We start from the raw sequence: 26,050 nt of genomic DNA, 5'->3' as shown, positions 1-26,050 counted from the left end.
AAAGAGCTGGTAAGGGCACCGCGGGACTTCCTGATCCTCTTCGGTGGTGGTTCGGGGGTGGCGCAGGCAGGGCCCCGCAGCGCGTCCAGGTCCTGTCCTGGCGCGTGGGGTCCACGTCGGCACGCAATCGACCGATCACCCACAGCAAACCCCCAGCCAACGCTCACCGTCAAGGCCGGTCACCACATGACAGGTGTCAACCACCCTTTCCTGGTCCGGACTTGACCGAGTCCGCCGCTGGTGGGGCGGGCGGGCCGACCGGAAATGTGGCGTGCACCATGGCGCGGGCCCTCCGGGTGCCGCAGCATGGTCGTACGGTCGCCCCGTCCTCCCGGCCTCCGCGCCGGGCCCCCGTCGGGTGTTCACGACCATGTCAGCCACCCGGCTCCGGGCCCGCCAGGGCCGGGTCCAGGGACCGGGCCGAGCCGGGGACACCGGTCGCCCCGGGACGCTACAGTCGGCCCCTACGCACTCCGTGGCCCGACCCGATGATCGAGGTACGCAGCGTGTCGGTTCTGGTTCTGGTCCTCTCCGTGAGCGCCGCCTGCTGCCTGGGCTTCGGTTTCGTCCTCCAGCAGAACGCGGCCCAGAAGGCACCGCTCAGCGACTTCCTCTCGCCCCGCCTGCTGCTCGACCTGATGCGCGTCCCGCGCTGGCTCGGCGGCCTCGGGCTGATGGTGGTGGGCATGGCGCTCGGCGCGGTCGCGCTGGGCCAGGGCGAGCTGTCCCTGGTCGAACCGCTGCTCGCCACGAACCTGCTCTTCGCGCTCGCCCTCTCCCGGCACCAGACCCGCCAGCCGCTCGGCCGCCAGGGCTGGGCGGGGCTGCTGCTGCTCGCGGGCGGGGTCACCGCGTTCATCGTCGCGGGCCAGCCGCGCGGCGGCACCGCGCTCACCGACCCGTTGCGGCACTGGGTCATCATCGGTGTGATGATCGGCCTGGCCATGCTGCTCACCGGCTACGCCAAACGCTCACGCCTCTCCGCCGCCCCCGTCCTGCTCGCCCTCGCCGCCGGGCTGCTCTACGGCGTCCAGGACGCCCTGACCCGGGTCAGCGGGCAGCGCTTCTCCGACGGCGGCCTCGTCGAACTGCTGACCGGCTGGCAGCCGTACGCCGTGCTGGCGCTCGGGGTGACCGGGCTGGTGCTGGTCCAGAGCGCGTTCGAGACGGCGCCGCTGCGGATGTCGCTGCCCGCGCTGACCGCCGCACAGCCGATCGCGGGCATCGTCTGCGGGGTGGGGTTCCTCGGTGACCGGCTGCGCACCGACGCGGGGGCGCTGGCCTGGGAGGCGGCCGGGCTCGCCGCGATCGTCACCGGCATCGTGCTGCTCGGCCTGCACCCCGCGATGCCGCAGGGCAAGGCGCCCCGCGAGCGGGTGCCCGACCTCCAGCCGCTCTGAGGCCACCGACGCGACCGGCGGCCCGTCGCCCGTAAGCCCCCCCCCACCCGGTGGCCCGTGGGGCCGTGGGTCCGGCCCTGCCTGGATGGGCGGCCCTGCTTGGATGGGGGCATGAGCGCTGCTGACGAGATCCTCGACGTGGTCGACGAGCAGGACCGGGTGGTGACACAGCTCCCCCGCGGCCGGGTCTACGCCGAGGGCCTGCGCCACCGCTGCGCCTTCGTGCTGGCGCGGGACGCGCACGGCCGGATCTTCGTCCACCGCCGCACCGCCACCAAGCTGGTGTACCCCTCGCTGTACGACATGTTCGTCGGCGGCGTGGTCGGCGCGGGCGAGAACTACGACGACGCCGCCCTGCGCGAGGCCGAGGAGGAACTCGGCGTGAGCGGGCTGCCCCGCCCGGAGTTCCTCTTCAAGTTCCTGTACGACGACGGCTCCGGCGCGAGCTGGTGGTCGGCCGTGTACGAGGTCCGCTGCGAGCTGCCCGTCCGCCCGCAGGCGGAGGAGGTCGCCTGGCACGCCTTCCTGCCCCCGGAGGAGGTCGAGCGGCGGGTGGCGGGCTCCCCGGCGGGGACCGTGGACGGCCCCGGCGGCGCGGAGCCCTGGGAGTGGGTGCCGGACGGGCTCGCGGCGTACGGGCGGCTGCGGGCGCTGTGGGGGGCGGAGGGCTGAGCCGGGCCCGGCGGGTAGGGTCCCCGACGTGATCGACTTCGTGCGGAACGTCCGGTTGTGGTTCGCGCCCGGAGAGGTCCGGCGGGAGGGCGGGACGCCCGACTACCGGTTCTCGCTGGCCAACGAGCGCACGTTCCTGGCCTGGCTGCGGACCGCGCTGGCACTGATCGGCGGCGGCTTCGCGGTGGACCAGTTCCTGCCCGACCTGCGCTGGGGCTGGCGCGTCGGGCTGGCCCTCGCGCTGCTCGCGGCGGGCGTGCTGTGCTCCCTGCGCGCCGTGAACCACTGGGTGCGCTGCGAGCGGGCGATGCGACGCGGCGAGGACCTGCCGGTGTCCCGCTTCCCGGCGCTGCTCGGCGTGGTCGTGGCGGTGGTGGCCGTGGCGATGGTCGTGGTCGTGCTGCTCGGGTGGGAAGGGTGAGCGGCGGTCCGGTCCCGGAGCGCGGGGCGGGTGCCGCCCGTGGGGGCGCGGAGCGTGATCCCGGCCTGCAGCCCGAGCGGACCCGGCTCGCCTGGCGGCGTACGACGCTGGCGGCCACCGTCGCCGCCGTGCTCGCGGTCCGCAGCGTCCTGCACGGCGGCGCGACCCCCGCCGGGGTGGTCGCGGGCGCGCTCTGCTGCGGCCTGTGGCTGCTGTTCCTGCTGCTGGCCCACCGCCGCATCACCGCCCTGGCCGCGACTCCGGTCCCCGCCCCGTTCACCCCGCCGCACGCCACGGCGGCGGCCCTGTGCACGGTGGCCCTGGCGGTGTGCGCGGCGGCGCTGGTGCTGTAGCCGCGCGCCGGGCGGCCGCGGACTGACAGGCGCGCGAAGGACATACGAGGTCAGGGCATCACCGGCGCCCCTGTCCCCGCCGTTCCGCCCGCCGCAGCGCCCGGCGCTGCTTGCCCTGCAGGGTGGTGGCCAGCTCGCCCACGCGGGCGACGTCGTGGCCGTCGCCGTCCGGGGTGCCCCGGCACCACCACACCGGGGGACCTGCCGGGTCGCCGCCGTCCGGGGAACCGTCGGCGTCGGTGCCGGGCGGACGGACGTGGGTGCCGATCCGGTGCTCCCCGCAGATCGGCCAGACCTGCCAGAGGAGTTCCATGACGGTCTCCTGGGCGGCGTCGGCCACGGCGTACAGGGCCGTCGTGTCGTCGTACGGCTCCCGTGGGTCGCCTTCCGCCACGTCGTCCTCGTTGACCGGATTGCCCTGCCAGCTGCCGTCCGGCATCGCCACGTACACGTGTTGCGCGTGTTCCGCGTGTTCCGCGCGCGTCCCGTCGGGGACGGTCACGAGGATCAGCGGGCCGTGGCCCGGCAGGGTCGCCGTCAGGTCGCGGTTGACCACGGCGAGCGCGGCCTCCAGCTTCGGCCAGTGGCCGGGCTCGGCGGGAGCGGGTTCCGGGCCCGGGGCGGGGTCGGGGCCCGGGACGGCGTACGAGAAGTGGTCCACGCGGGCATGATCGCAGCCGTGCCGTCCTCCCTGGTGATCGGGGACGGAAGCGGGGGCGGGGCGGTCAGGCGTCGGGGGCGACCGGCTCGTCGGGCCACTCCACGGTGACGACGATCTTGCCGGGTGCGCCGCCCGCCTCGGCGCGGCGGTGCGCGTCGGCCGCCCGGTCCAGCGGGAACGTCTCCGCGACACGGACGGAGACCACGCCCTGCTCGGCCAGGTCCGCGAGGCGGGTGAGGTCGTCGGTGTCGGGGCGGACGAAGCAGTACCGGCCGCCGTAGTCGACGACGTCGCCGTCCGCGACGGACGCGAGGCGGCCGTCGGGGACGAGGAGGTCGGCGGAGATCCGCAGGGTGTCGCCGCCGACGGTGTCGAACGCGGCGTCGACGCCCTCGGGGGCCAGGCCGCGGACCCGTTCGGCAAGACCCTCGCCGTAGGTCACCGGTTCGCCGCCGAGGGAGCGCACGTAGGCGTGGTTCGCCTCGCTGGCCGTGCCGATGACGCGGGCGCCGAGGTGGCGGGCGAGTTGGACGGCGACCGAGCCGACGCCGCCCGCCGCCGCGTGGACGAGGACGGTCTCGCCGCGCTTGACGTCCAGGCCGCGGTGGAGGACCTGGTAGGCGGTGAGGCCGGTGAGGGGCAGGCCCGCGGCGGCCTCCCAGGTGAGGTTCCGCGGCTTGCGGGCGAGGGTGCGGACGGGGGCGGCGACGTACTCGGCGAAGGTGCCGCGGGAGAGGAAGTCCTCGCGGACGTAGCCGATCACCTCGTCGCCGACCGCGAACTCGGTGACCGCCGCGCCGGGCTGGACGACGACGCCGGAGACGTCCCAGCCGGGGACGACCGGGAAGACGGTGTCGAGGACGCCGTCGAGGTGACCCGCCCGGCACTTCCAGTCGACCGGGTTGACGGCGGCGGCCCGCACCTTGACCAGCACGGAGTCCGGGCCGACCTTCGGGTCGCGCAGGTCGCCGTACTCCAGGACCTCGGGGCCGCCGTACGCGCGGTAGCTGATGGCCTTCATTCCACCGACCTTCGGGGGAACGAAGACACCCCGCAAGCCGAATGTCCTGGAATGTACGTTTGGCGTAGCCTGTCGGGCGTCACTCCCGCCGAGGGTCCCGACGCACGCCCCATGGACGCCCCGCGGCCCCCTCGACGGCCCCCACACCCCCGCACCCCCGAAGGCGAGCGCCATGACCACCCTCCACCAGGAGCACCCCGCCCACGCCCACACGCACGGCCCGGACTGCGGCCACACCGGGGTGCCGCACGGCGACCACGTCGACTACGCGCACGACGGTCATCTGCACCGCGAGCACTCCGGGCACTGGGACGAGTGCGAGCCGGGCGGGCACGTCCCGCACCAGGACCACCCGCACCGGCACGGCGAGGACTGCGGGCACGCGCGCGTGACCCACGGCGACCACGTGGACTACCTGCACGACGGGCACCGGCACGCGGCGCACGAGGGCCACTGGGACGACCACTGACCGCACCCCTCCCCCGTCCGCCGACGGCTCCCCGGGTTCGCCCGGGGAGCCGTCGGCGCGTGGTGGCACCGGTCACGTCCGCCGCCCCCTCTGGACTACATACCGACCGGTCGGCATCATGGGGCAGGTCCCGTCGCGGGCAGGTCCCGCGACAGGGCGGGTCCCGCCGACGGACCCCGTCCCCTTCCCGTACGCCCCGAGGAGCGCCGCATGAGCCCCGACCACCCGCCCGGTCTCGACCTCGACCGCCTGGGCGCCCTCCTCGGCCGGGAGCGGCCGGGCCTGGTGACCGGCCCGCTGACCGGCCGGCTGATCGAGGGCGGACGGTCGAACCTCACGTACGCCGTCGAGGACGGCACCTCGCGCTGGGTGGTCCGGCGTCCGCCGCTCGGGCACGTCCTGGCGACCGCGCACGACATGGCGCGCGAGCACCGCGTGATCAGCGCCCTGCACCCGACGAGCGTGCCGGTGCCGCGCCCGGTGCTGCTGTGCGAGGACACCGACGTGCTCGGGGCGCCGTTCTACGTCATGGAGTTCGTCGGGGGCACGCCGTACCGCACCGCGGACCAGCTCGCCCCGCTCGGCCCGGCACGCACGCGCGACGCCGTGCTGTCGCTGGTGGACACCCTGGTCGAGCTGCACGCGGTGGACCCCGCCGCGGTGGGCCTCGCGGACTTCGGGCGCCCGGAGGGCTTCCTCGACCGGCAGCTGCGCCGCTGGGGCAAGCAGCTCGACGCCTCCCGCAGCCGGGACCTGGCCGGGATCGACGAGCTGCACGCCGCGCTCGGCCGGAACCTGCCGTCCTCCCCCGCCCCGGCGGTGGTGCACGGCGACTACCGGCTCGACAACGTGCTGATCGGCGAGGACGACACGATCCGGGCCGTCCTGGACTGGGAGATGTCGACCCTGGGCGACCCGCTCACCGACCTCGGGCTGCTGACCATGTACAGCGTGCCGCTGGAGCTGCCGCACTCCCCCGTCTCCACCACCGCCACCGCCCCCGGCCACCCCACGCCCGCCGAACTCGTCGAGCGGTACGCCGCCCGCTCCGGCCGGGACGTCTCCGCGGTGTCCTGGTACACGGCGTTCGCCTGGTTCAAGCTCGCGGTGATCCTGGAGGGCATCCACTACCGGTACACGCTCGGGCAGACGGTGGGCCGCGGCTTCGACCGCATCGGGGACCTCGTGCCGCTCTTCATCCACCACGGACTGACCACCCTCCAGGAAGGCTGACCGCCATGGACTTCGCGTTCGACGCGCGTACCGAGGAACTCCGCGAGCGGCTGCTCGCCTTCATGGACGCGCACGTGTACCCGGCCGAGGCGGTCGCCGAGGAGCAGCGCGCCCGGCTCGCCTCGCCCTGGGACACCCCGGCCGTGGTGGAGGAGCTGAAGGCCGAGGCGCGCCGCCAGGGCCTGTGGAACCTGTTCCTGCCCGACACGGAGTACGGCGCCGGGCTGACGAACCTCCAGTACGCGCCGCTGGCCGAGATCACCGGCCGCTCCCCGCACCTGGCGCCCACCGCGCTGAACTGCGCCGCGCCGGACACCGGGAACATGGAGGTGCTGGCCCAGTTCGGCGACGAGGCGCAGCGCAAGCAGTGGCTGGAGCCGCTGCTCGCCGGGGAGATCCGGTCGGCGTTCGCGATGACCGAGCCGGAGGCGGCGTCCTCCGACGCCACGAACATCACCACGCACATCGAGCGGGACGGCGACGACTACCTGATCACCGGCCGCAAGTGGTACATCTCCGGGGCGATGAACCCGGACTGCCGGATCTTCATCGTGATGGGCAAGACCGACCCCGAGGGCCCGGACCCGCGCCGCCAGCAGTCGATGGTGCTCGTGCCGCGCGACACCCCCGGTGTGACGGTGACGCGCGCGATGAAGGTCTTCGGCTACGAGGACCACTCCCACGGCGGCCACGCGGAGATCGTGTTCGACCGGGCGCGGGTGCCCGCGGCCAACCTGATCGGCGAGGAGGGCGGCGGTTTCGCGATCGCGCAGGCGCGGCTCGGTCCCGGCCGTATCCACCACTGCATGCGGCTGATCGGGATGGCGGAGCGGGCCATCGAGCTGATGTGCCGCCGGGCGGTGTCGCGGACCGCGTTCGGCAAGGAGTTGGCGCGGCAGGGCGTGGTGCAGAACTGGATCGCGGACGCGCGCGTGACGGTCGAGCAGTTGCGGCTGCTGGTGCTGAAGACGGCGTGGATGATGGACACGGTCGGCAACCGGGGCGCCCACACCGAGATCCAGGCCATCAAGATCGCCACGCCGCGCGCGGTGGTCGGCATCCTCGACCGGGCGATCCAGCTGCACGGCGCGGGCGGGGTGAGCCAGGACTTCCCGCTGGCCGACCTGTACGCGGGGGCGCGGACGCTGATGATCGCGGACGGCCCGGACGAGGTGCACCAGCGGTCGCTGGCGCGGCGGGAGCTGCGGAAGTACGCGTAGGCCCGCCGCCCCGGCCCGCCGTGCCGCTCGTCCGGGCGGCGGGGCGGGCCGGGTCAGGGGCGCAGGGCCCGCAGCAGCAGGTCGGCGAGGTGGTCGGCGAGCTGCTGGGGGGTCAGCGGGCCGTCGGGCCGGTACCAGGTGGGCAGGTGGTGGATCGAGCCGAAGTGGTAGTCGACCACCAGGTCGGCCGGGGTGGCGGTGGAGAAGGCGCCGGAGCGCTGGCCCTCCTCGATGAGGGCGCGGAACCGCTCGTGGTAGCGGCGGCGTTCGGCGCGGACCTGCTTGTTCTTCTCGGGGCTGAGGTGGTGCATCGAGCGGAAGAAGATCATCGCGTCGTCGAGGTGCTCGACGGTGGTGACGACGACGTCGGCCGCCGCGTCCCGCAGCCGCTTCTCGACCGGCTCGTCGGCCTGGGCGAAGGAGTCCAGCCGTTCCTGCTGCATGCGCAGCATGCGGGCGTACACCTCGTGCAGCAGGTCGTCCTTGGAGCCGAAGTAGTGGTAGAGCGCGCCCTTGGTGACCCCGGCCGCCTCGACGATCTCCTGCACGGAGGTGCGGTCGTAGCCCTGCTCGGCGAAGAGCCGGGTGGCGGCGGCCAGCAGCCGCTGCGGAACGGGTGCCTCGTCGCCGTCCGTCGTCCTGGGCACTGCCGCCACCTGCCTTTCCGTCCGTACGGCCGTGGTGCCGCCCGCTGGGGTGCGGGAGGAACGTGCCTCCCGAGGGAGGATCTTCCCATTCCCCGCCGCCGGCCGTACGGCCGGGACCGTACGGCGGCGGCGCGGGACCGTCAGCCGGTGGCCTCCCACGTGCGCTGGAGGTGGTTCATGTTGGTCATCCAGCGGTCGGGGTCGGTGGCGCGGGCCTGGTAGAAACCGGCGACCTCGGGGTGCGGGAGGATCAGGAAGCGGTCCTCCTCGATGCCCCGGAAGAGGGCGTCGGCGACGTCCGCCGGGTCGATCGCGGTGGGCCGCAGCACGAGGTCGCCCGCGCTGCCGGTGGCGTCGAGCATGTCGGTGCGCACGCCCTGCGGGCAGATGGCGTGCACCTTGATCCCGCGGTGGCGGTAGGTCAGCGACAGCCACTCGGCGAAGGCGTACGCGCCGTGCTTGGTGACGCTGTAGGGGGCCGCGCCGATCATGGTGAGCAGTCCGGCGGCGGAGACGGTGGAGACGAACCGGCCGTGGCCGCGCTCCAGCCAGCCGGGGACCAGGGCGTGCGCGGCGCGGACGTGGGCCATCACGTTGACGTCCCAGGCCTGTGCCCACACCGCCTCCTCGGCGGCCTCGGAGCCGCCGGAGCCGACTCCGGCGTTGGCGCAGTAGACGTCGACCGTGCCGCCGAGGGCCGCGCGGGCCTCCTCGACGACGGCCGAGGCGTCCCCGGGGACGGCGGCGACCGCGCCGATCTCCTCGGCGACCGCCTTGGCCCGTTCGGCGTCCAGGTCGTTGACGACGACGCGGGCGCCCTCGGCGGCGAAGCGGCGCGCGAGCGCGGCCCCGATCCCGCCTCCGGCCCCGGTGACGACGACTCCAGCTCCCTGCACGGCTTCCACGCTCGGTCTCCTTCGGCACGACTGCGGCCATCCCCGCGCGGCCAGACTAACCGGTCGGTATGTCGCGGGGAAGGGGGCGGCGGGGCCCGCCGACGCGGGGAGAAGCGCGCACACGGCGGACCGTTTCACCGGATTGATCCTCCTTGTCGGCCATACTGGCCGCCTCCTCGTTCCTCCCAGCACCTCTCCGAGGGAGCGCCCGTGCCGCTGTCCCGACGTGCCCTGCTCGCCACCACCACGGGCGCGGTGTCCGCCGCCTGTACGTCGCCCGCGTCCGCGTCGGCCGGGTCTCCGGGGCCGTCCGGGGCACCGGGGACGGGCGCCGTCGGGCGGGCCGGGCCGGTGGAGACCGGGTTCGAGCGGCTGGCCGCCGAGGGGTACGCGCGGCTGGCGGGGCAGCGGGTGGGGATCGTCACCAACCCGACCGGCGTGACCCGCGACGTCCGGCACGTCGTGGACGTCCTGCACGCCGACGACCGGGTCGACCTGGTCGCCGTCTTCGGCCCCGAGCACGGCTTCCGGGGCACCGCGCAGGCGGGCGGCTCGCAGGAGCGGTACGACGATCCGGCGACCGGGCTGCCCGTGCACGACACGTATCTCAAGAGCGGGCGGGCGCTGGCGGACGTGTTCACCGCCGCGGGCGTCGACACGGTCGTCGTCGACCTCCAGGACGTGGGCGCCCGCTTCTACACGCACGTCTGGACGCTCCACGACTGCATGGCGGCGGCCGCCCTGGCCGGGAAGCGGTGCGTGGTGCTGGACCGGCCCAACCCGGTGACCGGGCGGGCCGCGCTGGGGCCGGTGCTGCGGCCGGGGTTCGAGAGCTTCGTCGGGCGGGCGGCGGTCGCGCAGGCGCACGGGATGACCGTCGCCGAACTGGCCCTGCTGTTCAACGGAGAGTTCCTGGACGGGGCCGTGGACCTGGAGACGGTCCCGATGCGGGGCTGGCGGCGCACCGACTGGTACGACGACACCGGGCTGCCGTGGGTCCCGGCCAGCCCCAACATGCCGACGCCGGAGACCGCCCTGGTCTACGCGGGGACCTGTCTGTTCGAGGGGACGAACCTGTCGGAGGGCCGGGGCACCACCCGCCCCTTCGAACTGCTCGGCGCCGAGGGGCTGGACGGGCGGTGGGCCGCCGCCGTCTCGGAACTCGGGCTGCCGGGCGCGCACTTCAGGGAGGCGTACTTCGCGCCCGCGTTCTCCAGGTTCCAGGGCCGGACGGTCGGCGGGCTCCAGGTCCACGTCCACGACCGGGACGCCTTCGACCCGGTCCGCACCGGGATCGCGCTGCTGGTGACCGCGCGGCGGGAGTGGGACGGCTTCGCCTGGCGGCCGGACCACTGGATCGACCGGCTGACCGGGTCGGCGTGGGTGCGGACCGCGATCGACGCGGGCGCGGACACCGACGAGGTGGTGGCGGGCTGGCGCGCCGAACTCGCCGCGTTCCGGCGGGTGCGGCGGGAGTACCTGCTGTACGGGTGAGCGGGGCGGGGGTGAAGCGGGGCGTGCGGGTGGGGCAGGGTGCGGGCGGGGCGTGCGGGTGGGCGGGCCGCCCTTGTGCCGGGGGCGGCCCGCCCGTGCGCCGGGGCGGCTACCGGTGCGAGGCGAACTCGACGACCTGCTGGTAGGTGGGCCGGTTCTGCCAGCTGATGTTGCCGTGCTTGATGCCGCCGAGGGTGCGCTGCACGATCGAGTCGGCGCACCACTGGTTCCCGGCGGCGCACAGGGTGTCGCCGGGGTAGACCTGGGCGGGGGTGAGCCCGGCCGCGGTCTTCAGGGTGCTCAACAGGACGTCACGGCAGGCGGAGAGGGTGCCGCCGCCGCAGTAGGCGCGCCCCAGCGGACCCTGGACGGGTTCGCCCAGGACCGCGCGGATGTCCTTGTCGACGTAGCTCCACCAGCCGTACTGGAAGGCGCTGCCCGCGTGCGCGCCGGTCGGGCCGTGCGCGGCCGACGGGGTCTCGTCGACGGGCAGGTTGCGGGTCATCGCCGTGTACAGGCCGGTACCGAGGCCCGGTTCGAACTGGGCCTTCACCAGCAGCGGCCACCAGGCGTCGAGCAGCCGGATCGCGTCCGCGTCGGCGTACGTCTTCGACCCGGCCGCGGTCTCGGTGCGCCGCCCGCCCGCCGTGAGCCAGGCGCGCAGCTTGCCGACCGCCGCGGCGGTCGTCGGGTCGGTGACCGGGGCGGTGTCGACGACCTTCAGCAGGTCGGGCAGGACTCCTTCGGCGCGCAGGTCGGTGAGGCCCGCCTCGGCCATGGCCTTCACCAGGGAGGCGCGGGTGACGCCGCCGGAGCGGACCAGCGCGGCCACCCGGTCGTCGAGCAGGTCGCCGCGGTGCACGGACCCGTCGCCCCAGGACGCCGTCGCGTACGCGGCGGCCTGCTTGTTGTTCCAGGAGATGTAGTAGTCCTGGTCGACGGAGTTCGGGTGCTCGGCGGAGGGTGTGTAGCGGGCGGTGTTGCCGGCCGGGTTCCAGTCCCGCCACTCGTACGCGGGCCGCGCCCAGGCGGGGAACTCGGCGTCGACGCCGCTCGCGCGGACCGGGTTGTCGCCGCTGTTGTAGTAGGCGGTGTGCGCGGAGTCGGCGTAGAACCAGTTGAAGGTGTAGTTGATGTGCTCGACCGCCGTCCGGAACCCGGCGGGGCCGGTGACGTGGTCGGGGTCGTTGAGCATCTGGAAGCCGATGATCGAGTCGGCCTCGTGCAGGAACGACGAACGCAGCGTGGTGTAGGCGACCTTGGTGCCGCCGACGGTCGCCCGGTGGGTGACGGGACCGTACGCGGTGCGCCACACGCGCATCGTGTACGACCCGGCGGCCGTGCCGTCCGCGGTGGTCGGCTTCCAGGCGTTCTTCTGCTCGATCTTCTCCATGGCCGTGCAGGTGCCGCGCAGCAGGTAGTGGTGGTCGTCCTGGCAGAGTTCGACGGCGTACGTGTCGATGATGTCCTGGCCGGACGTGGTGGCGCTCCACGCGTAGTCCTGGCCGCGGCCGAGTTCGACGTACATGCTCAGGCCCGCGAAGGAGGCGCCGCGGGCGCTGAGGCCGGGGCCCTGGATCTCCTGGAGCATCAGCAGTTGTGGCGCGAAATAGCCGGTCTGCGGGCCGAAGACGGCGACCGGGTTGCCGCTCTTGGTGTGGTCGCCGCTCACGACGAGGGCGTTGGACATGCCGCGCCGGGCGGAGGAGACGGCCGCCTTCGCCGCCGCGCCGCTCGCCCCGGCCGCGCCCGCGCCGACCGCGCTGCCGGTGCGGTCGTACACCAGCGGTTCCGCGACCACCGAGCCCGGGTCGGGCAGGGCGCGGCCCTGCGGGTCGTCGGGCCGGACCGCGTACGGGAAGGCCTGGCCGTCGTGCAGGGTGAGCGCGGCCTCGGGGTCGTTGCGTTCGCGGAAGGACTCCCAGACCTCGGTGCCCGCCACGACGCCGTAGCGCTCCTGCGCGGCGAGCAGGGAGAGGGCGTTCTCGACCTCGCCGCCGCCGCCGGACCCGAAGAGGGCGCCGATGACCGAGGCGAGCGCCACCAGGTCGGTGATCTTGAAGCGGTCGATGGTTCCCGCGTTGGTGATCGCGTCCTTGTGGCCGGTGAGGACGTACTCACCGGGGAAGTAGCGGCCGCTGTCGGAGGCGGCGATGTAGGCGTTGATGCCGTCGAGGTAGGCGTTGGCGTCGGCCAGGGCCTGCCGGCCGCGGTCGCCGCCGGAGGCGACGGCGCTGTCGATCTGGGCCTGGAGGTCGGCCTCGGAGTAGGGCGCGTTGCGCCAGAACTGCTGCTCCAGGCCCTGGTTGGAGGGGTCGCCGCCCGCGAAGGCGGTCAGCTGTCCCCGGCCCACGTGCCGGAACACGTCCATGAGCCAGAGCCGGTCCTCGGCCGCCGCGAAGCCCGCGCCGAACTCGGTGCCGTAGCGGGTGGTGCCGGTGATGTGCGGGACGCCGGTCTTCTTGTCGCGGACGATCGTGACGTCGGTGCGGCCCGCGGGCTGGACGCTGGAGGCGACCTGGTCGGCGGGGACGCCGAACGAGGCGTCGTTGAAGAAGGTGTTGACGGTGGCGTCGGTGAGGGCGGGGTAGCCCTTGGCCAGGTTCGCGTAGGGGCCGAGCTGGTCCTCGGCGTGGGCGGGCTGGGTGCCGAAGACCTGGTTGAGGAGGATCTGGGCCAGGGTGGCGTTGCCGTTCTGGCCGGGCGGCAGGATGTCGGAACACCGCTTTTCACAGTGGTCGTTCACGGCCGCGGCCTGCGCGGGTGCGCTCCCGGCCGCCGCGGCGACGGGGGAAAGCGGGGACAAAAGTCCGGCCATCAATGCGCATACGGCGGCTGTCTTCAGGAACCCGGGGAATCTGCCGGGAGTTCTCAGTCTGTTGAGCGAGGTGCGGGAGGTGCGCCGTGGCATCCGTGACATCGGCAACTCCTGACGACGGGGGTGCGGGAAAGTTACCGCCGGTATCCCCGGACGGGAAGGTGAACATGCGTCACTTTCGGCGTTGGTGGACGGAGGACGGACGGCGGCGCCCACGCGGGCGCGGACGGGCGATCGGTGGGAGGCCGATGAGAATCCGACGGGAAAACGCTCCGGAGGGGAGCCGAATCGCGTGGCGACACGTCTACTCGACGACGTCCGTACGACGACGCCGAAGTGACCGATGTACAGGTGCAGATGCGACGGAGGTGCAAGGCGATGGCCGGATTCCGGAGTCTCGCGAGACAGGTGCGTGATCCGCGATGCGATCTGGCGCTGCGGCGCTACTCGCTCCGCAAGTGCCTCGAACGGTTCGCGCCCTACGGACACCGGGCGACCTGGGACCACCTGTGCTCCCACGCCGGGTTCGGGCCCGAGGACCGCTCCCCCGACCCGGCGCGGCTCGTGGCCGCACTGGACGAGCTGGAGGAGGCGCGCGCGGTGTGGCTGGCGTACGAGGACGAGTTCGCCGAGCGGCGCCGCAAGGAGAAGCACGGCGGGCTGCGCCGGCCGGGCAGCGTGGACGACTGGCACCGGCTGACCTGGGGCGGGTTCGGGGTGGCCTGGTGCGACGACCCCGGAGTCCATCCGCGGGCGCCGCTGGCCGAGGTGCTGCGCAAGCTGATCGCCGCGCTGGAGCGGGCCCCCGGTGCGGGCTGCCCGGTGTGCGCGGGCGAGCGGCTGGTGTGGAAGTACGACCTGGACCACGAGCCGTCGACCGGTCCGGTCTGCGCCGACTGCGGGATACTCGTGCCGCGTCCCGTCCTGACCGCGGAGGCACTAGCGTTCGCGCGGCGCGGACGGCTGCTGATGTCGGCGTGAGTCCCCTCGCATGACCGGCGGGGGTGCGCCGGGGATGCCGCACCCCTGTTGCCCGGCGCGGGGCCCGCCCGGCGGGCGAGCCGGTGAGGCCGGTGGGCTGGGTGCGGTGGGCCGGTGGGGCTCGGTGGGGTGGGCCGGTGGGCTCGGTGGGGTGGGTGGGTCGGCCTGGCGCGGGTGCGCGGGTCAGGGGGTGGGTGGGGGGCGTTCGGGGAGGAGGCGGGAGCCGGTGCGGTGGCGGCCGAAGGTGTCGTCGGGGTTGGACAGGACGCAGGAGTCCAGCGACAGGCAGCCGCAGCCGATGCAGTCGGTGAGGTGGTCGCGCAGCCGGTTCAGCCGCCGGATGCGCTCGTCCAGTTCGGCCCGCCAGGCCTCCGACAGACGCGCCCAGTCCTCCCGCGTCGGGGTGCGTTCCTCGGGGAGCGCGGCCAGGGCCTCGCGGATGGTGGCCAGCGGGATGCCCACGCGTTGCGCGGCGCGGACGAAGGCGACCCGGCGGAGCGTGTCCCGCGTGTACCGGCGCTGGTTGCCCGCGGTGCGGCGGCTGGCGATCAGACCCTTGGCCTCGTAGAAGTGCAGGGCCGAGACGGCGGCGCCGCTGCGGGCGGCGAGCTGGCCGACCGTGAGTTCGTGGACGGTCTCCGGGATCTGGGGCACCGTCGCACCCTACCGACCCCCACCGCCCCCGCCCGGACGGTCATTGACATCCGGCCCCGGCCGCGACCATGCTGGGCGACCGAGCATGCTAAGCAGTCGCTTAGTCATGTGCGTGACGCGAGAGAGGCCGCAGACATGGCAGAGCCGAGGATCTTCACGTCCCCCGACGACCTGCGGGCGGCGGTGGGCGAGAACCTGGGGTACACCGACTGGCTGGAGGTCGACCAGAAGCGGATCGACCTGTTCGCGGAGGCCACCGGCGACCGCCAGTGGATTCACGTGGACCCGGAGCGCGCCGCGGCGGGCCCGTTCGGCACCACCATCGCGCACGGCTATCTGACGCTGTCGCTGCTGCCCCTGTTCGGACCGCAGCTGATCTCGGTCGAGGGCGCGAAGATGGGCGTCAACTACGGGACGAACAAGGTCCGTTTCCCCGCCACGGTGCCGGTCGGCTCCCGGCTGCGGGCGACCGCGACGGTCGCGAAGGTGGAGGACGTCACGGGCGGGGTGCAGCTCACCCTCGCGTTCGTCGTGGAGCGCGAGGGCGGCGAGAAGCCGGTGTGCGTGGCGGAGTCGGTGTCCCGCTACTACCTGTAGCGCCGGGCGGACCCGGCCCCGGCGTGCACCGCCGTCAGGCGTCCGCGCCCACCATCCGCAGCACGAGGTCGGCGTAGAGCGCGCCGACCTGCTCGGGCGTGCGCGGGCCGTCCACGTTGAACCAGCGGGCCACGTCGATGCAGAGGGAGAGCACGGCGAGGGTCGTGCCGTGCACGTCGAGGACCTGGAACTCGCCCGTGGCGACGCCCTCCTCGATGATCCCGCGCACCTCGGCGTCGACCTGCCGCCGCAGCGCGAGGATCTCGGCGCGGGCGTCCGGCCCGAGCGCGTCCAGCTCGTACTGCACGACGCGCGCCGTGGTGCGCCGTCCCGCGTGCCAGCGGACGAAGGAGCTGACCGCGTCCGCGAGCCGCCGCGTGGGGGTGCCGTCGGCGCGGGCGGCGGTGCGCAGGATGTCCAGCGCGCGGTCGTGGCCGATCCGGCTGATGCGGTGGAGCAGCTCTTCCTTCGTCTTGTAGTGGATGTAGAGGGCGGCGGGGCTCATCCCCGCGCGGCCCGCGATGTCGCGGGTGGTCGTGGCGTGGTACCCGCGCTCGGCGAAGGCCTCCACGGCGGCCACCAGCAGGCGCCGGGCCGCGTCCGGGGTGACCTCGTCCCACGGCTCGACCTCGCCGCCGGACGTCTTCTCCGCCGTACTCATCGCTCGTTCGCCCCTCTCGGTACCGGAAGGTCACACCATACCGCCCCGGGTGAGCGCTCGCTTAGTGCAGCGGGCGGGGCACCTCGGCGACCGGCCGGGGCCGCCGGTCAGAGCTTGTCGAAGGGGCTGTGGACGGTGCGGTGGGCGGCGTCCTGGCGGTCCCTGATGACCTTGGCCAGGGTGAAGGCGGACGTGACGAGGTAGAGGACGGCGATGGCGAGGAAGCCGCGCACCCAGGCGTCGGCCTCCAGCCGGTAGATGCCGAGGGCGGTGGCGGCCATCGCGACGGCGAAGGACGCGACCGCCTGGCCGTAGAAGGCGGCGGTGTTCTGCTTGGCGGAGGAATCGCTCATGGCAGAAGGGTCGGGCCGGGCGGGCCGGGGCACATCCGCTCGGGTACTCAGTCACCGTACTCAGAACCGCCGGAGCCGGTCCCCCGGTCGCCCGCCGGGGCTCAGAACGCGGAGACCCCGGTGAGGGCGCGGCCGATCAGGAGCTTCTGGATCTGGCTGGTGCCCTCGTAGAGGGTCATCACGCGGGCGTCGCGCAGGAGTTTGCCCACCGGGTACTCGTCGATGTAGCCGTAGCCGCCGAAGACCTGGAGGGCGTTGTTCGCGGCGCGGACGGCGGCCTCCGAGGCGAACAGCTTGGCCTTGGAGGACTCCACGGCGAACGGCAGGCCCCGGTCGACGAGGTCGGCGACCCGCCAGGTCAGCAGCCGGGCCGCGTCGACGTCGAGGGCGATGTCGCTGAGGAGTTCCTGCACGAGCTGGTGGTGGGCGATGGTCCGGCCGAACTGCTCGCGCTCCCCCGCGTAGGCGACGGCCGCGTCGAGGGCGGCCTGGGCGATGCCGACACAGCCCGCCGCGACCGACATCCGGCCCTTGGCCAGCGCCGACATCGCGACCGAGAAGCCCTTCCCCTCCTCGCCGAGCAGCGCGGAGGCCGGGACGCGCACGCCCTCCAGCACCAGTTCGGCCGTCGCCTGGCCGCGCAGCCCGAGCTTGCCGTGCAGCGGGCGGCGGGTCAGGCCCGGGGTGCCGGCGGGGACGAGGAAGGCGGAGACGCCCCGGTGGCCGGGGGCGTCGGTGGAGCGGGCGAAGAGGAGGACGACGTCGGCCCAGGTGCCGTTGGTGATGAACGTCTTGGTGCCGTCGAGGACGTAGTCGCCGCCGTCGCGGACCGCGCGGGTGGTGAGGTTCCCGGCGTCGGAGCCGGTGCCGGGCTCGGTCAGCCCGAAGCAGCCGACGGCCGCGCCGGAGGTCAGGCCGGGCAGCCAGCGCCGCTTCTGCTCCTCGCTCCCCCACGCGGCGACCGACTTGGCGACCAGGCCGAGGGAGACGGACACGATCCCGCGCACCGAGGAGTCCCCGCGGCCCAGCTCCTCGGTGACCAGGCAGTACGCGAGGTGGTCGCCGCCCGAGCCGCCGTACTCCTCGTCGACGGTGAGGCCGAGGAAGCCGACCTCGCCGAGCTTCTTCACCAGGCCCCGGTCGACCTCCTCGGCACGGTCCCAGGCCGCGGCGTGCGGGGTGACCTCGCGGGCCACGAAGTCCCGGGCGAGACGGCGGACCGCCTCCTGCTCCTCGCTGAGTCCCAGATCCATGGGGTGTCACCTTCGGCCGGTGGTCCGACGGGCGGCGCCCCGAGAGGCGGTGCGCGCTCCGCCGGACTGCTTTTAATTAGCACTGCTAGTTTACGGGCGCAGCCCTACTATGTGCGCCATGGCCCGACCGCGCAAGCCCCTGCTGAGCACCGACCGCATCGTCGACGCGGCCCGCGCGCTCGTCGACGCGGAGGGGCTGGCGGCCGTCTCCACCCGGCGGCTCGCCGCCGAGCTGGGGGTGAGCGGGCCCTCGCTGTACAACCACTTCCGGACCAAGGACGAGATCCTGGAGGCGGTCGCCGACTCGGTGAGCGCGCAGGTCGACCTGTCGATGTTCGAGGACGGGCGGGACTGGCGGACGGCGCTGCACGACTGGGCGCTGTCGTACCGGGCGGCGCTGCGCGACCACCCGAACATCGTGCCCGTGCTGGCCCGGGGCCCCGGCAGACGGCCCGCGGGGCTGCGGCTGGCGGACGCGGTGTACGGCGGGATGGTCGCCGCGGGGTGGCCCCCGGCGCAGGCCACCTCGGTGGGCGCGCTGATGCGGTACTTCGTGACGGGGTCGGCGCTGGGGTCGTTCGCCGGGGGCTTCGTGGACGACGTGAACGCCTACGACCCGGCCGACTATCCGCACCTCGGGCAGGCGCACCTGCTGGCCGAGCGGCAGGAGAAGGTCGACGAGCGGGCGTTCGAGGTCGGCCTCACGGCCCTGCTGGACGGACTGGCGCTGCGTTACGCGCGGGACGTCGAGGGGGTCGGGGAGGCCGGGACGACCGGAGGGCCGGGGGTGCCCGGCGGGTCCGGGGCGTCCGGGGGCTGAGGTGCCGGGCGGTGTCGGCACCGCCGCGGCGCCAGGTGGAGCGGGGACGCGGTCCGGTCAGAAAACGATGAGGGAGCGGCCGCCCTTGCCCGCCAGCATGTTCCCGAAGGCCGACGGGATGTCCGCGAGGCCGATGCGTTCGGTGACCAGGGCGCCGAGGTCCAGGCGGCCCGCGCGGACGTGGGCGGCCAGGACGGGGAGGTCGCGGGCCGGGTCGGAGTTGCCGTAGACGCAGCCCGAGAGGGTGCGGCCCCAGTGGAAGAGTTCCAGGGCGTTGAAGGTGACCTGCTGGTCCTTGCCGCCGATGCCGACCACGGTGGTGCGGCCGCCGCGCCGGGTGGACTCCCAGGCGGCGCGGATGCTGACGGCCCGTCCGGCGCACTCCACGGCCACGTCGACGCCCTGCCGGCCGGTCAGCGCGCGGATCTCGCGGGGTGTGTCCGCCGAGGCGAGGAGGAACTCGGTGGCCCCGGCGGCGCGCGCGAGGTCCTCCTTGGCCGGGGAGACGTCCACCGCGACGATCGTGGCGGCGCCCGCGATACGGGCCGACTGGAGTGTGGCCAGGCCGACCCCGCCCACGCCGAAGACGGCGACCGTCTCGCCGGACCGGACGCGGGCGGAGTGGTGGACGGCGCCGTAGCCGGTGAGGACGGCGCAGCCGAGGAGGGCCGCGTCGGTGAGCGGGACGCCGTCGGGGAGCGGCAGCACGCAGGCCGCGGGGACGACGGTCTCCTCGGCGAACGCGGCGACGTTCAGACCGGGGTGCAGGTCCGTGCCGTCGGCGGTCCGGGCGTACACCTCGGCGGCGCCGGTGAGGGCGTCGGCGCACAGCCAGACCTCGCCCAGCGAGCAGGCGTGGCAACGGCCGCAGGACGGCGCCCAGTTGAGGACGACGCCGTCGCCGGGGGCGAGGCCGGTGACGCCCTCGCCGACCTCGACGACGGTGCCCGCGCCCTCGTGGCCGAGGACGGCCGGGACCGGGACGCGCATGGTGCCGTCGGAGAGCGACAGGTCGGAGTGGCAGACCCCGGCGGCGGCGAGCCGTACGCGCACCCGGCCGGGGCCCGGCGCGGGGAGGTCGATCTCCGTGATCTCCAGCGGGGCGCCCACGGCGGGCAGGACGGCGGCACGGACCACGGGGGACTCCTCGGGAGCGGTCAGGACGGCGGGGCGGGGCGCGGGGTCGCCGGGGGCGACGGGACCGGCCCCGCGGACCGGGGTCAGAACTGGAGCGACTTGGTCTGAAGGTACTCGGTGAGGCCGTGGGCGCCGAGTTCGCGTCCGACCCCGGACTGCTTGTAGCCGCCGAAGGGCGCCTGGGGGTTGAACCGGCCGCCGTTGATGTCGACCTGCCCGGTGTCCATCCGGCGGGCGAAGGCGACCGCGCGGGCCTCGTCCCCGGCCCAGACGGCCCCGGCGAGGCCGTAGACGGTGCCGTTGGCGATGCGCAGGGCGTCGTCCTCGTCCTCGTAGCGCAGGATCGACAGGACGGGGCCGAAGATCTCCTCCTGGGCGATCGTCATGTCGGGGGTGACGTCGGCGAAGACGGTGGGGCTGACCCAGTGGCCGCGCTCGCGGGGGGCCTCGGGGCCGCCGGTGACCAGGCGGGCGCCCTCCGCGACGCCCTGCTCGATGTAGCCGAGGACGCGGCGCTGCTGGCGGGCGCTGACGACGGGGCCGATGCGGTCGCCGTACTTGGCGGCGGCGGCCGCGGCGAGGGCGACGGCCTCGTCGTACTGGTCGCGGTGGACGAGCATGCGGGTCCAGGCGCTGCACGTCTGGCCGGAGTTGGTCATCACGTTGGCGACGCCGACGTTGACCGCGCGGGCCAGGTCGGCGCCGGGCAGGATGACGTTGGCGGACTTGCCGCCGAGTTCCAGGGCGACCTTCTTGATCGCCGCTCCGGCCGTCGCCGCTATCTGCCGTCCGACGGCGGTGGAGCCGGTGAAGGAGACGAGGTCGACGCCGGGGTGTTCGGCAAGGGCCTGGCCCGCGACCGGTCCGAGGCCGGTGACCAGGTTGAACACCCCGGCGGGGAGGCCCGCTTCGTGGACCGCCTCGGCGAAGAGCTGGGCGATCAGCGGGGTGTTCTCGGCGGGCTTGAGGACGATCGTGCAGCCCGCGGCGAGCGCCGGGGCGACCTTGGCGACGATCTGGTGCAGCGGGTAGTTCCACGGGGTGATGGCGCCGACCACGCCGACCGGTTCCATGTGGACGGTGGAGTTGCCGATCTTCTCCTCGAAGGCGTGGGTGGCGGCCAGTTCGGCGTAGGACCCGGCGACCGCGATCGGTACGGCCGCGTGGACGGCCTGCGAGAAGGGGAGCGGGGAGCCGAGTTCGGCGGTGATGGTCTCGGCCATCTCGTCCTGGCGGGCGGCGAGCGCGTCGCGCAGCGCGGCCAGGAAGGCGCCGCGCTCGGCGGGCGGGGTCGCCGCCCAGGCCGGGAGGGCGGCGCGCGCGGCCCGTACGGCGGCGTCGACGTCCTCGGGGCCGCCCGCCGGGACCCGGCCGACGAGCTGTTCGTCGACCGGGTTGACCACGTCGATGACGTCGCGGCCGGTGGCCGGGCGCCAGGCGCCGTCGAGGTAGATGCCGTCGTGTGCCTTCATGGTGTTCCCTCCGGCGGTCCGCGTCGTCCGCCCTCCAAACTAGCGCCGATAGTTTTGGGGCACCAGGGGCGGGCGGGGGCGCGCGGACGGCCGGAGGGGACGGGGCGCGGGTGGGGCGGGGACGGGGCGGGCCGGGGTCAGGTCGTCCTGGTGAGGTGGGCGAAGACGACGAGGTTGCCGGAGTAGCCGGACCTGCGGTCGTAGGCGCCGCCGCAGGTGATGAGGCGCAGTTCGGGGCGGTCGCGGGCCCCGTAGACCTCCTGGTTCGGGAAGTCCGACTTCTCGTACTTCTTGAGGGCGTCGACGGTGTAGACGGCGGTGCGTCCGTCGGCGCGGCGGACCTCGATGCGGCGGCCGGGCTTCAGCTGGGACAGGCCCGCGAAGACGGCCGGTCCGGAGTCGGTGTCGAGGTGGCCGACGGCGACGGCGGTGCCGGGGGCGCCGGGGGCGGGGCCGTCGGCGTACCACCCGGCCAGTTTCGGCTTGTCGGCCGGGGGCGCGGGAAGCCGCCGCTTCTCGTCCAGCCGGAGCTGCGTGAGGGGGGCGTCGAGTTCGAGGTAGGGGATGAGGATGCGGGTGGCGCGGGAGGGCGGGAGGGTGCGGGGGCCTTTGGCGGGGGCGGGGGGAGGGTGCGCCGAGGCCGACGGGCCCGGCGTGGCTGCGCGGGCGCCCGGGGGCTTCGGTCCCGGCCGCTCCGGCGGCGTCCGGGGTGCTCCGGACGCCGCCGGGGGCTTCGCGGGCGGCGACGCGTGCGACGGCCGCGGCGGTCGCGCGGGGTGCGCCGTCCCGCGCGGGGCGGGCTCGGCCCGCGCGGCTCCGGGCGAGGCGGGTCCGGGCGAGGCGGGCTTGCGCGAAGTGGGCTCGGGCGGGGCGGGCTTGGGCGGGGTGGCCCTCAACTGGCCGACCGGGCCGGGCCAGTCGGGTGGGCCCGCCGCCGGGGCGGGCGCCCGCCCGTCGGTGGCGGCGCCCTCCGCCGCCGCCCCGGTCACCCCGGCCGGCACCGCCGACGCGGCCGTGACCGCGTCGGGCGGTTCCTCGTCCCGGGCCCACCAGACGCCGCTCGTCACCAGGGTGACGGTGAGCGCGACCGTGCGCGCGAGACGGTAGGCGCGCGTCCGGTGCCAGGGCCTGCGGCGGCGCCTACGCGGCGCCATGCGAGCGGCGGCGCAGACGGAACCAGGCCGCTCCGCCGACCGCGGCCAGGCCGACGGCCGCGGCACCGGCGACCGGCGTGAACGCCGCGTCGCGGGCGAGGCCGCCGCCGCCCGCGGGCGGGCCGCCGTTCGGGCCCGGCGCGCCGGCCCGGCGCGGGCAGTCGAGGGCGAAGTTCTTCGTCTTCGGGGTCGGGGAGCCGCCGACGACGGTCCAGGTCACCTGGTACGGCCCGGTCGGCAGCGTCAGGTTCTCGGTGACCCCGGCGCCGTTGGCGAGGGTGACCTCGCCGGAGAGGCGGGCGGTGGTGCCGTTCTGGCCGGAGCGCGGGGTGATGGTCCAGGTGAGGCCCTGGGCGACGTCGAAGTTGAACGCGTCCAGGTAGAAGTTGCAGGTGCGGGGCTGACCGGCCTGGGCCCGCGGCGCGGCGCCGACGGTGTGGACGGTGATGTCGCCGTTGTCCCCGGGGGCGGCGACGGCGGACGGGGCGGCGAGGAGCAGCGCGCCACCGGCGGCGAGCGCCGTGAGGGCGGCCGCCTTGCGGGAGACGGCGGCCCTGCGGGGCGCGGCGATCGTGCGGGGGGCGGTGCTGCGGGGACGGGACGTGGTCGGCATCCGGGTTCCTCCGAGTCAGAGTCAGACTATTTTCATACAATTCAGACTTCGCCTGACTGAATGTCACATTCCGACCCGTGGGTCACGGAAGCGCCGCGTGCCGTGCCTCAGATATCGCTCTTCCGGCTCAACGGCGATCGCCCGCGCCGGGCTTGGCCCCCGGCCGGGGGCGCCCCCTCCCGCGGGGCCGGCCGCTCCGGGGAGCGCAGGGCCACCCCGGCCGACAGCAGGAGCAGCCCGCCGAGCATCACGAACGGCGCCGCGACCCCCGCGACCCCGGCGATCAGGCCCGCCGCCGCGGGCGCGGCGACCTGGCCGAGCCGGTTGCCGGTCAGCCGGAGGGCGAGCGCGGTGGACCGGGCGCCGTCGGGCGCGGCCTGGACGACCGTGGTCATCGACAGCGGCTGCCCGACCCCGAGGCAGAAGCCGAGGACCGCGAGCATCGCGGCCAGCGCCCACACGGGCACCGGCAGCGCGATCCCCGCGCACAGCACGGCCGCGAGGAGGCAGGTCACGGTGAGCAGGGCCGTCCGGCCGAGCAGCCGCAGCAGCGGTGTGAGCACCAGACGGCAGGCGATGGTGGCCGCGGCCCGGAGGCTGAGCAGCAGGCCGACGACGGACGGCGCGATGCCCCGGTGCTCGCCGACCACGGGCAGGTAGGCGGTGAGGATGTCGGTCGCGGAGAGCACGGCGAGGCTGACGAGGATGCCCGCGGGCACGCCCCGCGTGCGCAGGATGCCGACCACCGGGACCCGATCGGCCTGTCCGGTACGGGAGTCGGGTGCCGTGTCCCGGTGCTCGATGCGCCACAGGGAGGTGAAGGAGACGGCGGCGCCCGCGCCCGCGGCGAGCAGGGCGAGGGCGCTGCCGCCCGCCCGGTCGGTGCCGATCAGGGCCCCGGCGGCGATCGGGCCGACGAGTTGGCCGAGGGAGGCGCCGATGGTGAAGTGGCCGAAGTTGCGGTCCTGTTCGTGCGGGGCGGACTGGCGGGCCACGATCGACTGGGCGCCGATGACGAAGCAGAGGTGGCCGAGGCCCATGACTCCGCTCCACAGGGCCATCGCCCACAGCGTTCCGGCGACGCCGCTGAGCGCGCAGCCCCCGGCGATGAGGACGACGCCGACGGGCAGCAGGGGCGCGCAGCGGCCGTGGTCGGTGCGGCGGCCGAGGGGGACGGCCGCGAAGAGGGGCAGCAGCGCGTAGACGCCCGCGATGACGCCGATCGCCCGCTCGTCGGCGCCGAGGGCGAGGGCCCGGTAGGAGACGGCGGGGCGGGCCATCGACACCGCCCCCTGGGCGAAGCAGAAGGCGATGACGAGGCGGAGCAGCCAGCCACGGTCCGTAGCGGGCCTCATGGTGGTTCCTTCCGAACGGGGTTCCCGGCCGGGGCGGTGGGACGGTCCCGGTCCCGGTGCGAGGGCGGGGGCGGGGCGGCCGGGACCGGACGGGCCCGGCACCGGTTCCGGACCCCGCCGGGGCCGGAACCGGTGCCGGAGCGGTGCGCCCCCAGGGGGGAGGGGCGGTCAGATGATGCCGAACAGCATGCCCGAGGCGAGGATCGCGAGGCAGGTCAGGGCCGCCCACTTGACCACGAAGCGGGTGTGGTCGCCGAACTCGACCTTGGCCATGCCGACCAGGACGTAGACGGCCGGGACGAGCGGGCTCGACATGTGCAGGGGCTGGCCCACCAGGGAGGCGCGGGCGATCTCCAGCGAGGACACCCCGTGCGCCTGTCCGGCCTCGGCGAGGACGGGCAGGACACCGAAGTAGAAGCCGTCGTTGGACATGAAGTAGGTGAGCGGCAGGCTGAGCAGGCCGGTCACGAAGGCCATGTGCGGGCCCATCGAGGTGGGGATCACGTCGACCAGCCAGCGGGCCATGTGGTCGACCATGCCGGTGCCCTGGAGGACGCCGGTGAAGACGGCGGCGGCGAACACCATGCCGGAGACGTTGAGGACGTTGTCGGCGTGGGCCGCGATGCGGGCCTTCTGGTCGGGGATGTGGGGGAAGTTGACGGTCAGCGCGAGGGCGGCGCCGAGCAGGAACAGCACCGGGATCGGCAGCCACTCCATGATCATGGCGGTGAGGAGCGCGACCGTCATCAGCGCGTTGAACCAGTACAGCTTGGGGCGCAGGGTGGCCCGGTCGGGGTCGAGCGCGGCGAACTTCTCGTCCGGCTCGTCGTCGTCCTCGGCGAGGTCGGCGTTCGTGCCGGAACCCGAACCCCCGCCCGTCTTCAGGAACTTGTCGCCACCGGTGCCGCCGGAGGCGACCGCGGCACCCGTGCCCGTGCCGGACGCGGCGCCCGCGCCCACCAGTTCGGCGCCGGAGGTGACCGTCCCGGTGGTGACCGTCTCGCGGACCAGCGGTTCGGAGACGAGCGTCCCGTCGCGCAGACCGTCGTCCAGGGTGAGCACACCGAGGCGCTTGCGCTCGCGGCGGCCGAGGACGTACGAGAGCGCGATGACGAAGGCGAGGCCGACGGCGAGGGCCGGGATCATCGGGACGAAGATGTCGCTGGCGTCCAGCTTCAGCGCGGTGGCGGCGCGGGCGGTCGGGCCGCCCCAAGGCAGCGTGTTCATCACGCCGTTGGCCATCGCGGCGACACCGGTCATCACGACCAGGCTCATCTTCAGGCGCTTGTAGAGCGGGTACATCGCCGAGACGGTGATCATGAAGGTGGTGGAGCCGTCGCCGTCCAGGGAGACGATCGCGGCGAGGATCGCCGTGCCGACGACGACACGGAGCGGGTCGGCCTTGCAGAACCTCAGGATGCCCCGCACGATCGGGTCGAAGAGGCCGACGTCGATCATCACACCGAAGTAGACGATCGCGAACATGAGCATCGCCGCGGTCGGGGCGAGGCTGGTGACGCCGTCGATGACGTAGTCACCGAGCTTGGCGCCCTTCCCGACGAAGACGCAGAACAGGGCCGGGATCAGTACGAGCGCCGCGATCGGCGACATCTTCTTCATCATGATCAGGACCAGGAAGGTCGCGATCATGGCGAAGCCGAGGATGGTCAGCATGAGTGGATACCTAACGTTCGC

At 74.4% G+C, this 26,050-nt stretch carries 26 protein-coding genes; 11 read left to right on the top strand and 15 right to left on the bottom strand.

Annotation, left to right across the window (positions count from 1 at the left end):
• Positions 1-506: 506 nt before the first annotated feature.
• From ACIQPQ_RS17620 to ACIQPQ_RS17605, 4 genes are all read left to right on the top strand, one after another.
• Entirely contained in the window at positions 507-1,400 is an 894-nt protein-coding gene (locus ACIQPQ_RS17620; protein ID WP_401304822.1) for a DMT family transporter, read from the top strand.
• Positions 1,401-1,511: 111 nt separating this feature from the next.
• Positions 1,512-2,072, top strand: coding sequence for an NUDIX hydrolase (locus ACIQPQ_RS17615; protein WP_401304820.1), 561 nt, complete (start codon positions 1,512-1,514; stop codon positions 2,070-2,072).
• A gap of 28 nt (positions 2,073-2,100) precedes the next feature.
• Positions 2,101-2,493, top strand: coding sequence for a YidH family protein (locus ACIQPQ_RS17610; protein ID WP_383779619.1), 393 nt, complete (start codon positions 2,101-2,103; stop codon positions 2,491-2,493).
• Entirely contained in the window at positions 2,490-2,846 is a 357-nt protein-coding gene (locus ACIQPQ_RS17605; RefSeq protein WP_401304818.1) for a DUF202 domain-containing protein, read from the top strand. Before ACIQPQ_RS17610 ends, ACIQPQ_RS17605 begins: the two co-directional genes overlap by 4 nt.
• Before the next feature lie 58 nt (positions 2,847-2,904).
• On the opposite strand, the gene ACIQPQ_RS17600 is transcribed toward ACIQPQ_RS17605, so the two are convergent.
• Both ACIQPQ_RS17600 and ACIQPQ_RS17595 read right to left on the bottom strand, forming a co-directional pair.
• Positions 2,905-3,507: a hypothetical protein gene (locus ACIQPQ_RS17600; protein ID WP_401304817.1), complete on the bottom strand. Its 603-nt coding sequence runs from the start codon at positions 3,505-3,507 to the stop codon at positions 2,905-2,907.
• A gap of 64 nt (positions 3,508-3,571) precedes the next feature.
• Positions 3,572-4,528, bottom strand: a complete 957-nt coding sequence (locus tag ACIQPQ_RS17595; protein ID WP_401304815.1) for an NADP-dependent oxidoreductase — start codon at positions 4,526-4,528, stop codon at positions 3,572-3,574.
• Between the two features lie 172 nt (positions 4,529-4,700).
• Between ACIQPQ_RS17595 and ACIQPQ_RS17590 the strand changes: the two genes are divergently transcribed.
• The 3 genes from ACIQPQ_RS17590 to ACIQPQ_RS17580 all read left to right on the top strand — a co-directional run bounded on the left by ACIQPQ_RS17590 (position 4,701) and on the right by ACIQPQ_RS17580 (position 7,450).
• Entirely contained in the window at positions 4,701-4,997 is a 297-nt protein-coding gene (locus ACIQPQ_RS17590) for a hypothetical protein (protein WP_401304813.1), read from the top strand.
• Positions 4,998-5,207: 210 nt separating this feature from the next.
• Positions 5,208-6,230: a phosphotransferase family protein gene (locus tag ACIQPQ_RS17585; RefSeq protein ID WP_401304811.1), complete on the top strand. Its 1,023-nt coding sequence runs from the start codon at positions 5,208-5,210 to the stop codon at positions 6,228-6,230.
• 5 nt (positions 6,231-6,235) lie between these two features.
• Positions 6,236-7,450, top strand: coding sequence for an acyl-CoA dehydrogenase family protein (locus ACIQPQ_RS17580; protein ID WP_401304809.1), 1,215 nt, complete (start codon positions 6,236-6,238; stop codon positions 7,448-7,450).
• Positions 7,451-7,503: 53 nt separating this feature from the next.
• Here the strand turns inward: ACIQPQ_RS17580 and ACIQPQ_RS17575 are convergent, their stop codons facing one another.
• Positions 7,504-8,097 carry a TetR/AcrR family transcriptional regulator gene (locus ACIQPQ_RS17575; protein WP_383779632.1) on the bottom strand — a complete coding sequence of 198 codons (594 nt, stop codon included), beginning with the start codon at positions 8,095-8,097 and terminating at the stop codon, positions 7,504-7,506.
• Positions 8,098-8,237: 140 nt separating this feature from the next.
• On the bottom strand, positions 8,238-9,002 hold the full coding sequence (locus tag ACIQPQ_RS17570) for an SDR family oxidoreductase (RefSeq protein ID WP_401304807.1): 765 nt from the start codon (positions 9,000-9,002) through the stop codon (positions 8,238-8,240).
• A 201-nt stretch (positions 9,003-9,203) separates the two neighbouring features.
• Here ACIQPQ_RS17570 and ACIQPQ_RS17565 point away from each other — a divergent pair, with 201 nt between their 5' ends.
• Positions 9,204-10,487 carry an exo-beta-N-acetylmuramidase NamZ domain-containing protein gene (locus ACIQPQ_RS17565; protein ID WP_401304805.1) on the top strand — a complete coding sequence of 428 codons (1,284 nt, stop codon included), beginning with the start codon at positions 9,204-9,206 and terminating at the stop codon, positions 10,485-10,487.
• A 109-nt stretch (positions 10,488-10,596) separates the two neighbouring features.
• Here ACIQPQ_RS17565 and ACIQPQ_RS17560 read toward each other — a convergent pair whose 3' ends face one another.
• Positions 10,597-13,398, bottom strand: coding sequence for a penicillin acylase family protein (locus ACIQPQ_RS17560; protein WP_401305235.1), 2,802 nt, complete (start codon positions 13,396-13,398; stop codon positions 10,597-10,599).
• A gap of 285 nt (positions 13,399-13,683) precedes the next feature.
• Here ACIQPQ_RS17560 and ACIQPQ_RS17555 point away from each other — a divergent pair, with 285 nt between their 5' ends.
• Positions 13,684-14,286 (top strand): hypothetical protein, encoded by a 603-nt coding sequence (locus tag ACIQPQ_RS17555; protein WP_401304803.1) that lies wholly within the window; start codon positions 13,684-13,686, stop codon positions 14,284-14,286.
• Between the two features lie 183 nt (positions 14,287-14,469).
• Here ACIQPQ_RS17555 and soxR read toward each other — a convergent pair whose 3' ends face one another.
• Positions 14,470-14,940 (bottom strand): redox-sensitive transcriptional activator SoxR, encoded by a 471-nt coding sequence (gene soxR, locus ACIQPQ_RS17550; protein ID WP_383779638.1) that lies wholly within the window; start codon positions 14,938-14,940, stop codon positions 14,470-14,472.
• A gap of 135 nt (positions 14,941-15,075) precedes the next feature.
• Between soxR and ACIQPQ_RS17545 the strand changes: the two genes are divergently transcribed.
• The gene (locus ACIQPQ_RS17545; protein ID WP_401304801.1) at positions 15,076-15,537 is read left to right on the top strand and encodes a MaoC family dehydratase; all 462 of its coding nucleotides are present in this window, start codon (positions 15,076-15,078) and stop codon (positions 15,535-15,537) included.
• A 34-nt stretch (positions 15,538-15,571) separates the two neighbouring features.
• Here ACIQPQ_RS17545 and ACIQPQ_RS17540 read toward each other — a convergent pair whose 3' ends face one another.
• The 3 genes from ACIQPQ_RS17540 to ACIQPQ_RS17530 all read right to left on the bottom strand — a co-directional run bounded on the left by ACIQPQ_RS17540 (position 15,572) and on the right by ACIQPQ_RS17530 (position 17,804).
• The gene (locus ACIQPQ_RS17540) at positions 15,572-16,198 is read right to left on the bottom strand and encodes a TetR/AcrR family transcriptional regulator (RefSeq protein WP_401304799.1); all 627 of its coding nucleotides are present in this window, start codon (positions 16,196-16,198) and stop codon (positions 15,572-15,574) included.
• Between the two features lie 107 nt (positions 16,199-16,305).
• Positions 16,306-16,551, bottom strand: coding sequence for a YiaA/YiaB family inner membrane protein (locus ACIQPQ_RS17535; protein ID WP_383779643.1), 246 nt, complete (start codon positions 16,549-16,551; stop codon positions 16,306-16,308).
• A 101-nt stretch (positions 16,552-16,652) separates the two neighbouring features.
• Positions 16,653-17,804, bottom strand: coding sequence for an acyl-CoA dehydrogenase family protein (locus ACIQPQ_RS17530; protein WP_401304797.1), 1,152 nt, complete (start codon positions 17,802-17,804; stop codon positions 16,653-16,655).
• A gap of 109 nt (positions 17,805-17,913) precedes the next feature.
• Between ACIQPQ_RS17530 and ACIQPQ_RS17525 the strand changes: the two genes are divergently transcribed.
• On the top strand, positions 17,914-18,624 hold the full coding sequence (locus tag ACIQPQ_RS17525; protein WP_401304795.1) for a TetR/AcrR family transcriptional regulator: 711 nt from the start codon (positions 17,914-17,916) through the stop codon (positions 18,622-18,624).
• Positions 18,625-18,681: 57 nt separating this feature from the next.
• On the opposite strand, the gene ACIQPQ_RS17520 is transcribed toward ACIQPQ_RS17525, so the two are convergent.
• The 6 genes from ACIQPQ_RS17520 to ACIQPQ_RS17495 form a co-directional block, all read right to left on the bottom strand.
• Positions 18,682-19,761: a Zn-dependent alcohol dehydrogenase gene (locus ACIQPQ_RS17520; RefSeq protein WP_401304794.1), complete on the bottom strand. Its 1,080-nt coding sequence runs from the start codon at positions 19,759-19,761 to the stop codon at positions 18,682-18,684.
• A gap of 83 nt (positions 19,762-19,844) precedes the next feature.
• Positions 19,845-21,233 (bottom strand): aldehyde dehydrogenase family protein, encoded by a 1,389-nt coding sequence (locus ACIQPQ_RS17515; protein WP_401304793.1) that lies wholly within the window; start codon positions 21,231-21,233, stop codon positions 19,845-19,847.
• Between the two features lie 137 nt (positions 21,234-21,370).
• Positions 21,371-22,387, bottom strand: a complete 1,017-nt coding sequence (locus tag ACIQPQ_RS17510; protein WP_401304791.1) for a class F sortase — start codon at positions 22,385-22,387, stop codon at positions 21,371-21,373.
• On the bottom strand, positions 22,374-23,000 hold the full coding sequence (locus ACIQPQ_RS17505) for a hypothetical protein (protein ID WP_383774910.1): 627 nt from the start codon (positions 22,998-23,000) through the stop codon (positions 22,374-22,376). The genes ACIQPQ_RS17510 and ACIQPQ_RS17505 overlap by 14 nt, the downstream gene beginning before the upstream one ends.
• Before the next feature lie 107 nt (positions 23,001-23,107).
• On the bottom strand, positions 23,108-24,355 hold the full coding sequence (locus ACIQPQ_RS17500; RefSeq protein WP_401304789.1) for an MFS transporter: 1,248 nt from the start codon (positions 24,353-24,355) through the stop codon (positions 23,108-23,110).
• A gap of 168 nt (positions 24,356-24,523) precedes the next feature.
• On the bottom strand, positions 24,524-26,029 hold the full coding sequence (locus tag ACIQPQ_RS17495; RefSeq protein WP_401304787.1) for a CitMHS family transporter: 1,506 nt from the start codon (positions 26,027-26,029) through the stop codon (positions 24,524-24,526).
• Positions 26,030-26,050: the final 21 nt, after the last annotated feature.

This window comes from Streptomyces sp. NPDC091281, from assembly GCF_044757425.1.
Lineage (GTDB): Bacteria > Actinomycetota > Actinomycetes > Streptomycetales > Streptomycetaceae > Streptomyces.
Note: the sequence above shows the minus strand (reverse complement) of the source record. Positions and strands in the feature narration are given on the sequence as shown.

What these genes read in the sequence shown, in the direction of transcription:
- ACIQPQ_RS17615 (WP_401304820.1), top strand. Translation starts at nt 1,512, where the DNA reads ATGAGCGCTGCTGACGAGATCCTCGACGTGGTCGACGAGCAGGACCGG.
- ACIQPQ_RS17595 (WP_401304815.1), bottom strand. Translation starts at nt 4,528, where the DNA reads ATGAAGGCCATCAGCTACCGCGCGTACGGCGGCCCCGAGGTCCTGGAG.
- ACIQPQ_RS17590 (WP_401304813.1), top strand. Translation starts at nt 4,701, where the DNA reads ATGACCACCCTCCACCAGGAGCACCCCGCCCACGCCCACACGCACGGC.
- ACIQPQ_RS17585 (WP_401304811.1), top strand. Translation starts at nt 5,208, where the DNA reads ATGAGCCCCGACCACCCGCCCGGTCTCGACCTCGACCGCCTGGGCGCC.
- ACIQPQ_RS17580 (WP_401304809.1), top strand. Translation starts at nt 6,236, where the DNA reads ATGGACTTCGCGTTCGACGCGCGTACCGAGGAACTCCGCGAGCGGCTG.
- ACIQPQ_RS17560 (WP_401305235.1), bottom strand. Translation starts at nt 13,398, where the DNA reads ATGCCACGGCGCACCTCCCGCACCTCGCTCAACAGACTGAGAACTCCC.
- ACIQPQ_RS17555 (WP_401304803.1), top strand. Translation starts at nt 13,684, where the DNA reads ATGGCCGGATTCCGGAGTCTCGCGAGACAGGTGCGTGATCCGCGATGC.
- ACIQPQ_RS17545 (WP_401304801.1), top strand. Translation starts at nt 15,076, where the DNA reads ATGGCAGAGCCGAGGATCTTCACGTCCCCCGACGACCTGCGGGCGGCG.
- ACIQPQ_RS17540 (WP_401304799.1), bottom strand. Translation starts at nt 16,198, where the DNA reads ATGAGTACGGCGGAGAAGACGTCCGGCGGCGAGGTCGAGCCGTGGGAC.
- ACIQPQ_RS17535 (WP_383779643.1), bottom strand. Translation starts at nt 16,551, where the DNA reads ATGAGCGATTCCTCCGCCAAGCAGAACACCGCCGCCTTCTACGGCCAG.
- ACIQPQ_RS17530 (WP_401304797.1), bottom strand. Translation starts at nt 17,804, where the DNA reads ATGGATCTGGGACTCAGCGAGGAGCAGGAGGCGGTCCGCCGTCTCGCC.
- ACIQPQ_RS17525 (WP_401304795.1), top strand. Translation starts at nt 17,914, where the DNA reads ATGTGCGCCATGGCCCGACCGCGCAAGCCCCTGCTGAGCACCGACCGC.
- ACIQPQ_RS17515 (WP_401304793.1), bottom strand. Translation starts at nt 21,233, where the DNA reads ATGAAGGCACACGACGGCATCTACCTCGACGGCGCCTGGCGCCCGGCC.
- ACIQPQ_RS17510 (WP_401304791.1), bottom strand. Translation starts at nt 22,387, where the DNA reads ATGGCGCCGCGTAGGCGCCGCCGCAGGCCCTGGCACCGGACGCGCGCC.
- ACIQPQ_RS17505 (WP_383774910.1), bottom strand. Translation starts at nt 23,000, where the DNA reads ATGCCGACCACGTCCCGTCCCCGCAGCACCGCCCCCCGCACGATCGCC.
- ACIQPQ_RS17500 (WP_401304789.1), bottom strand. Translation starts at nt 24,355, where the DNA reads ATGAGGCCCGCTACGGACCGTGGCTGGCTGCTCCGCCTCGTCATCGCC.
- ACIQPQ_RS17495 (WP_401304787.1), bottom strand. Translation starts at nt 26,029, where the DNA reads ATGCTGACCATCCTCGGCTTCGCCATGATCGCGACCTTCCTGGTCCTG.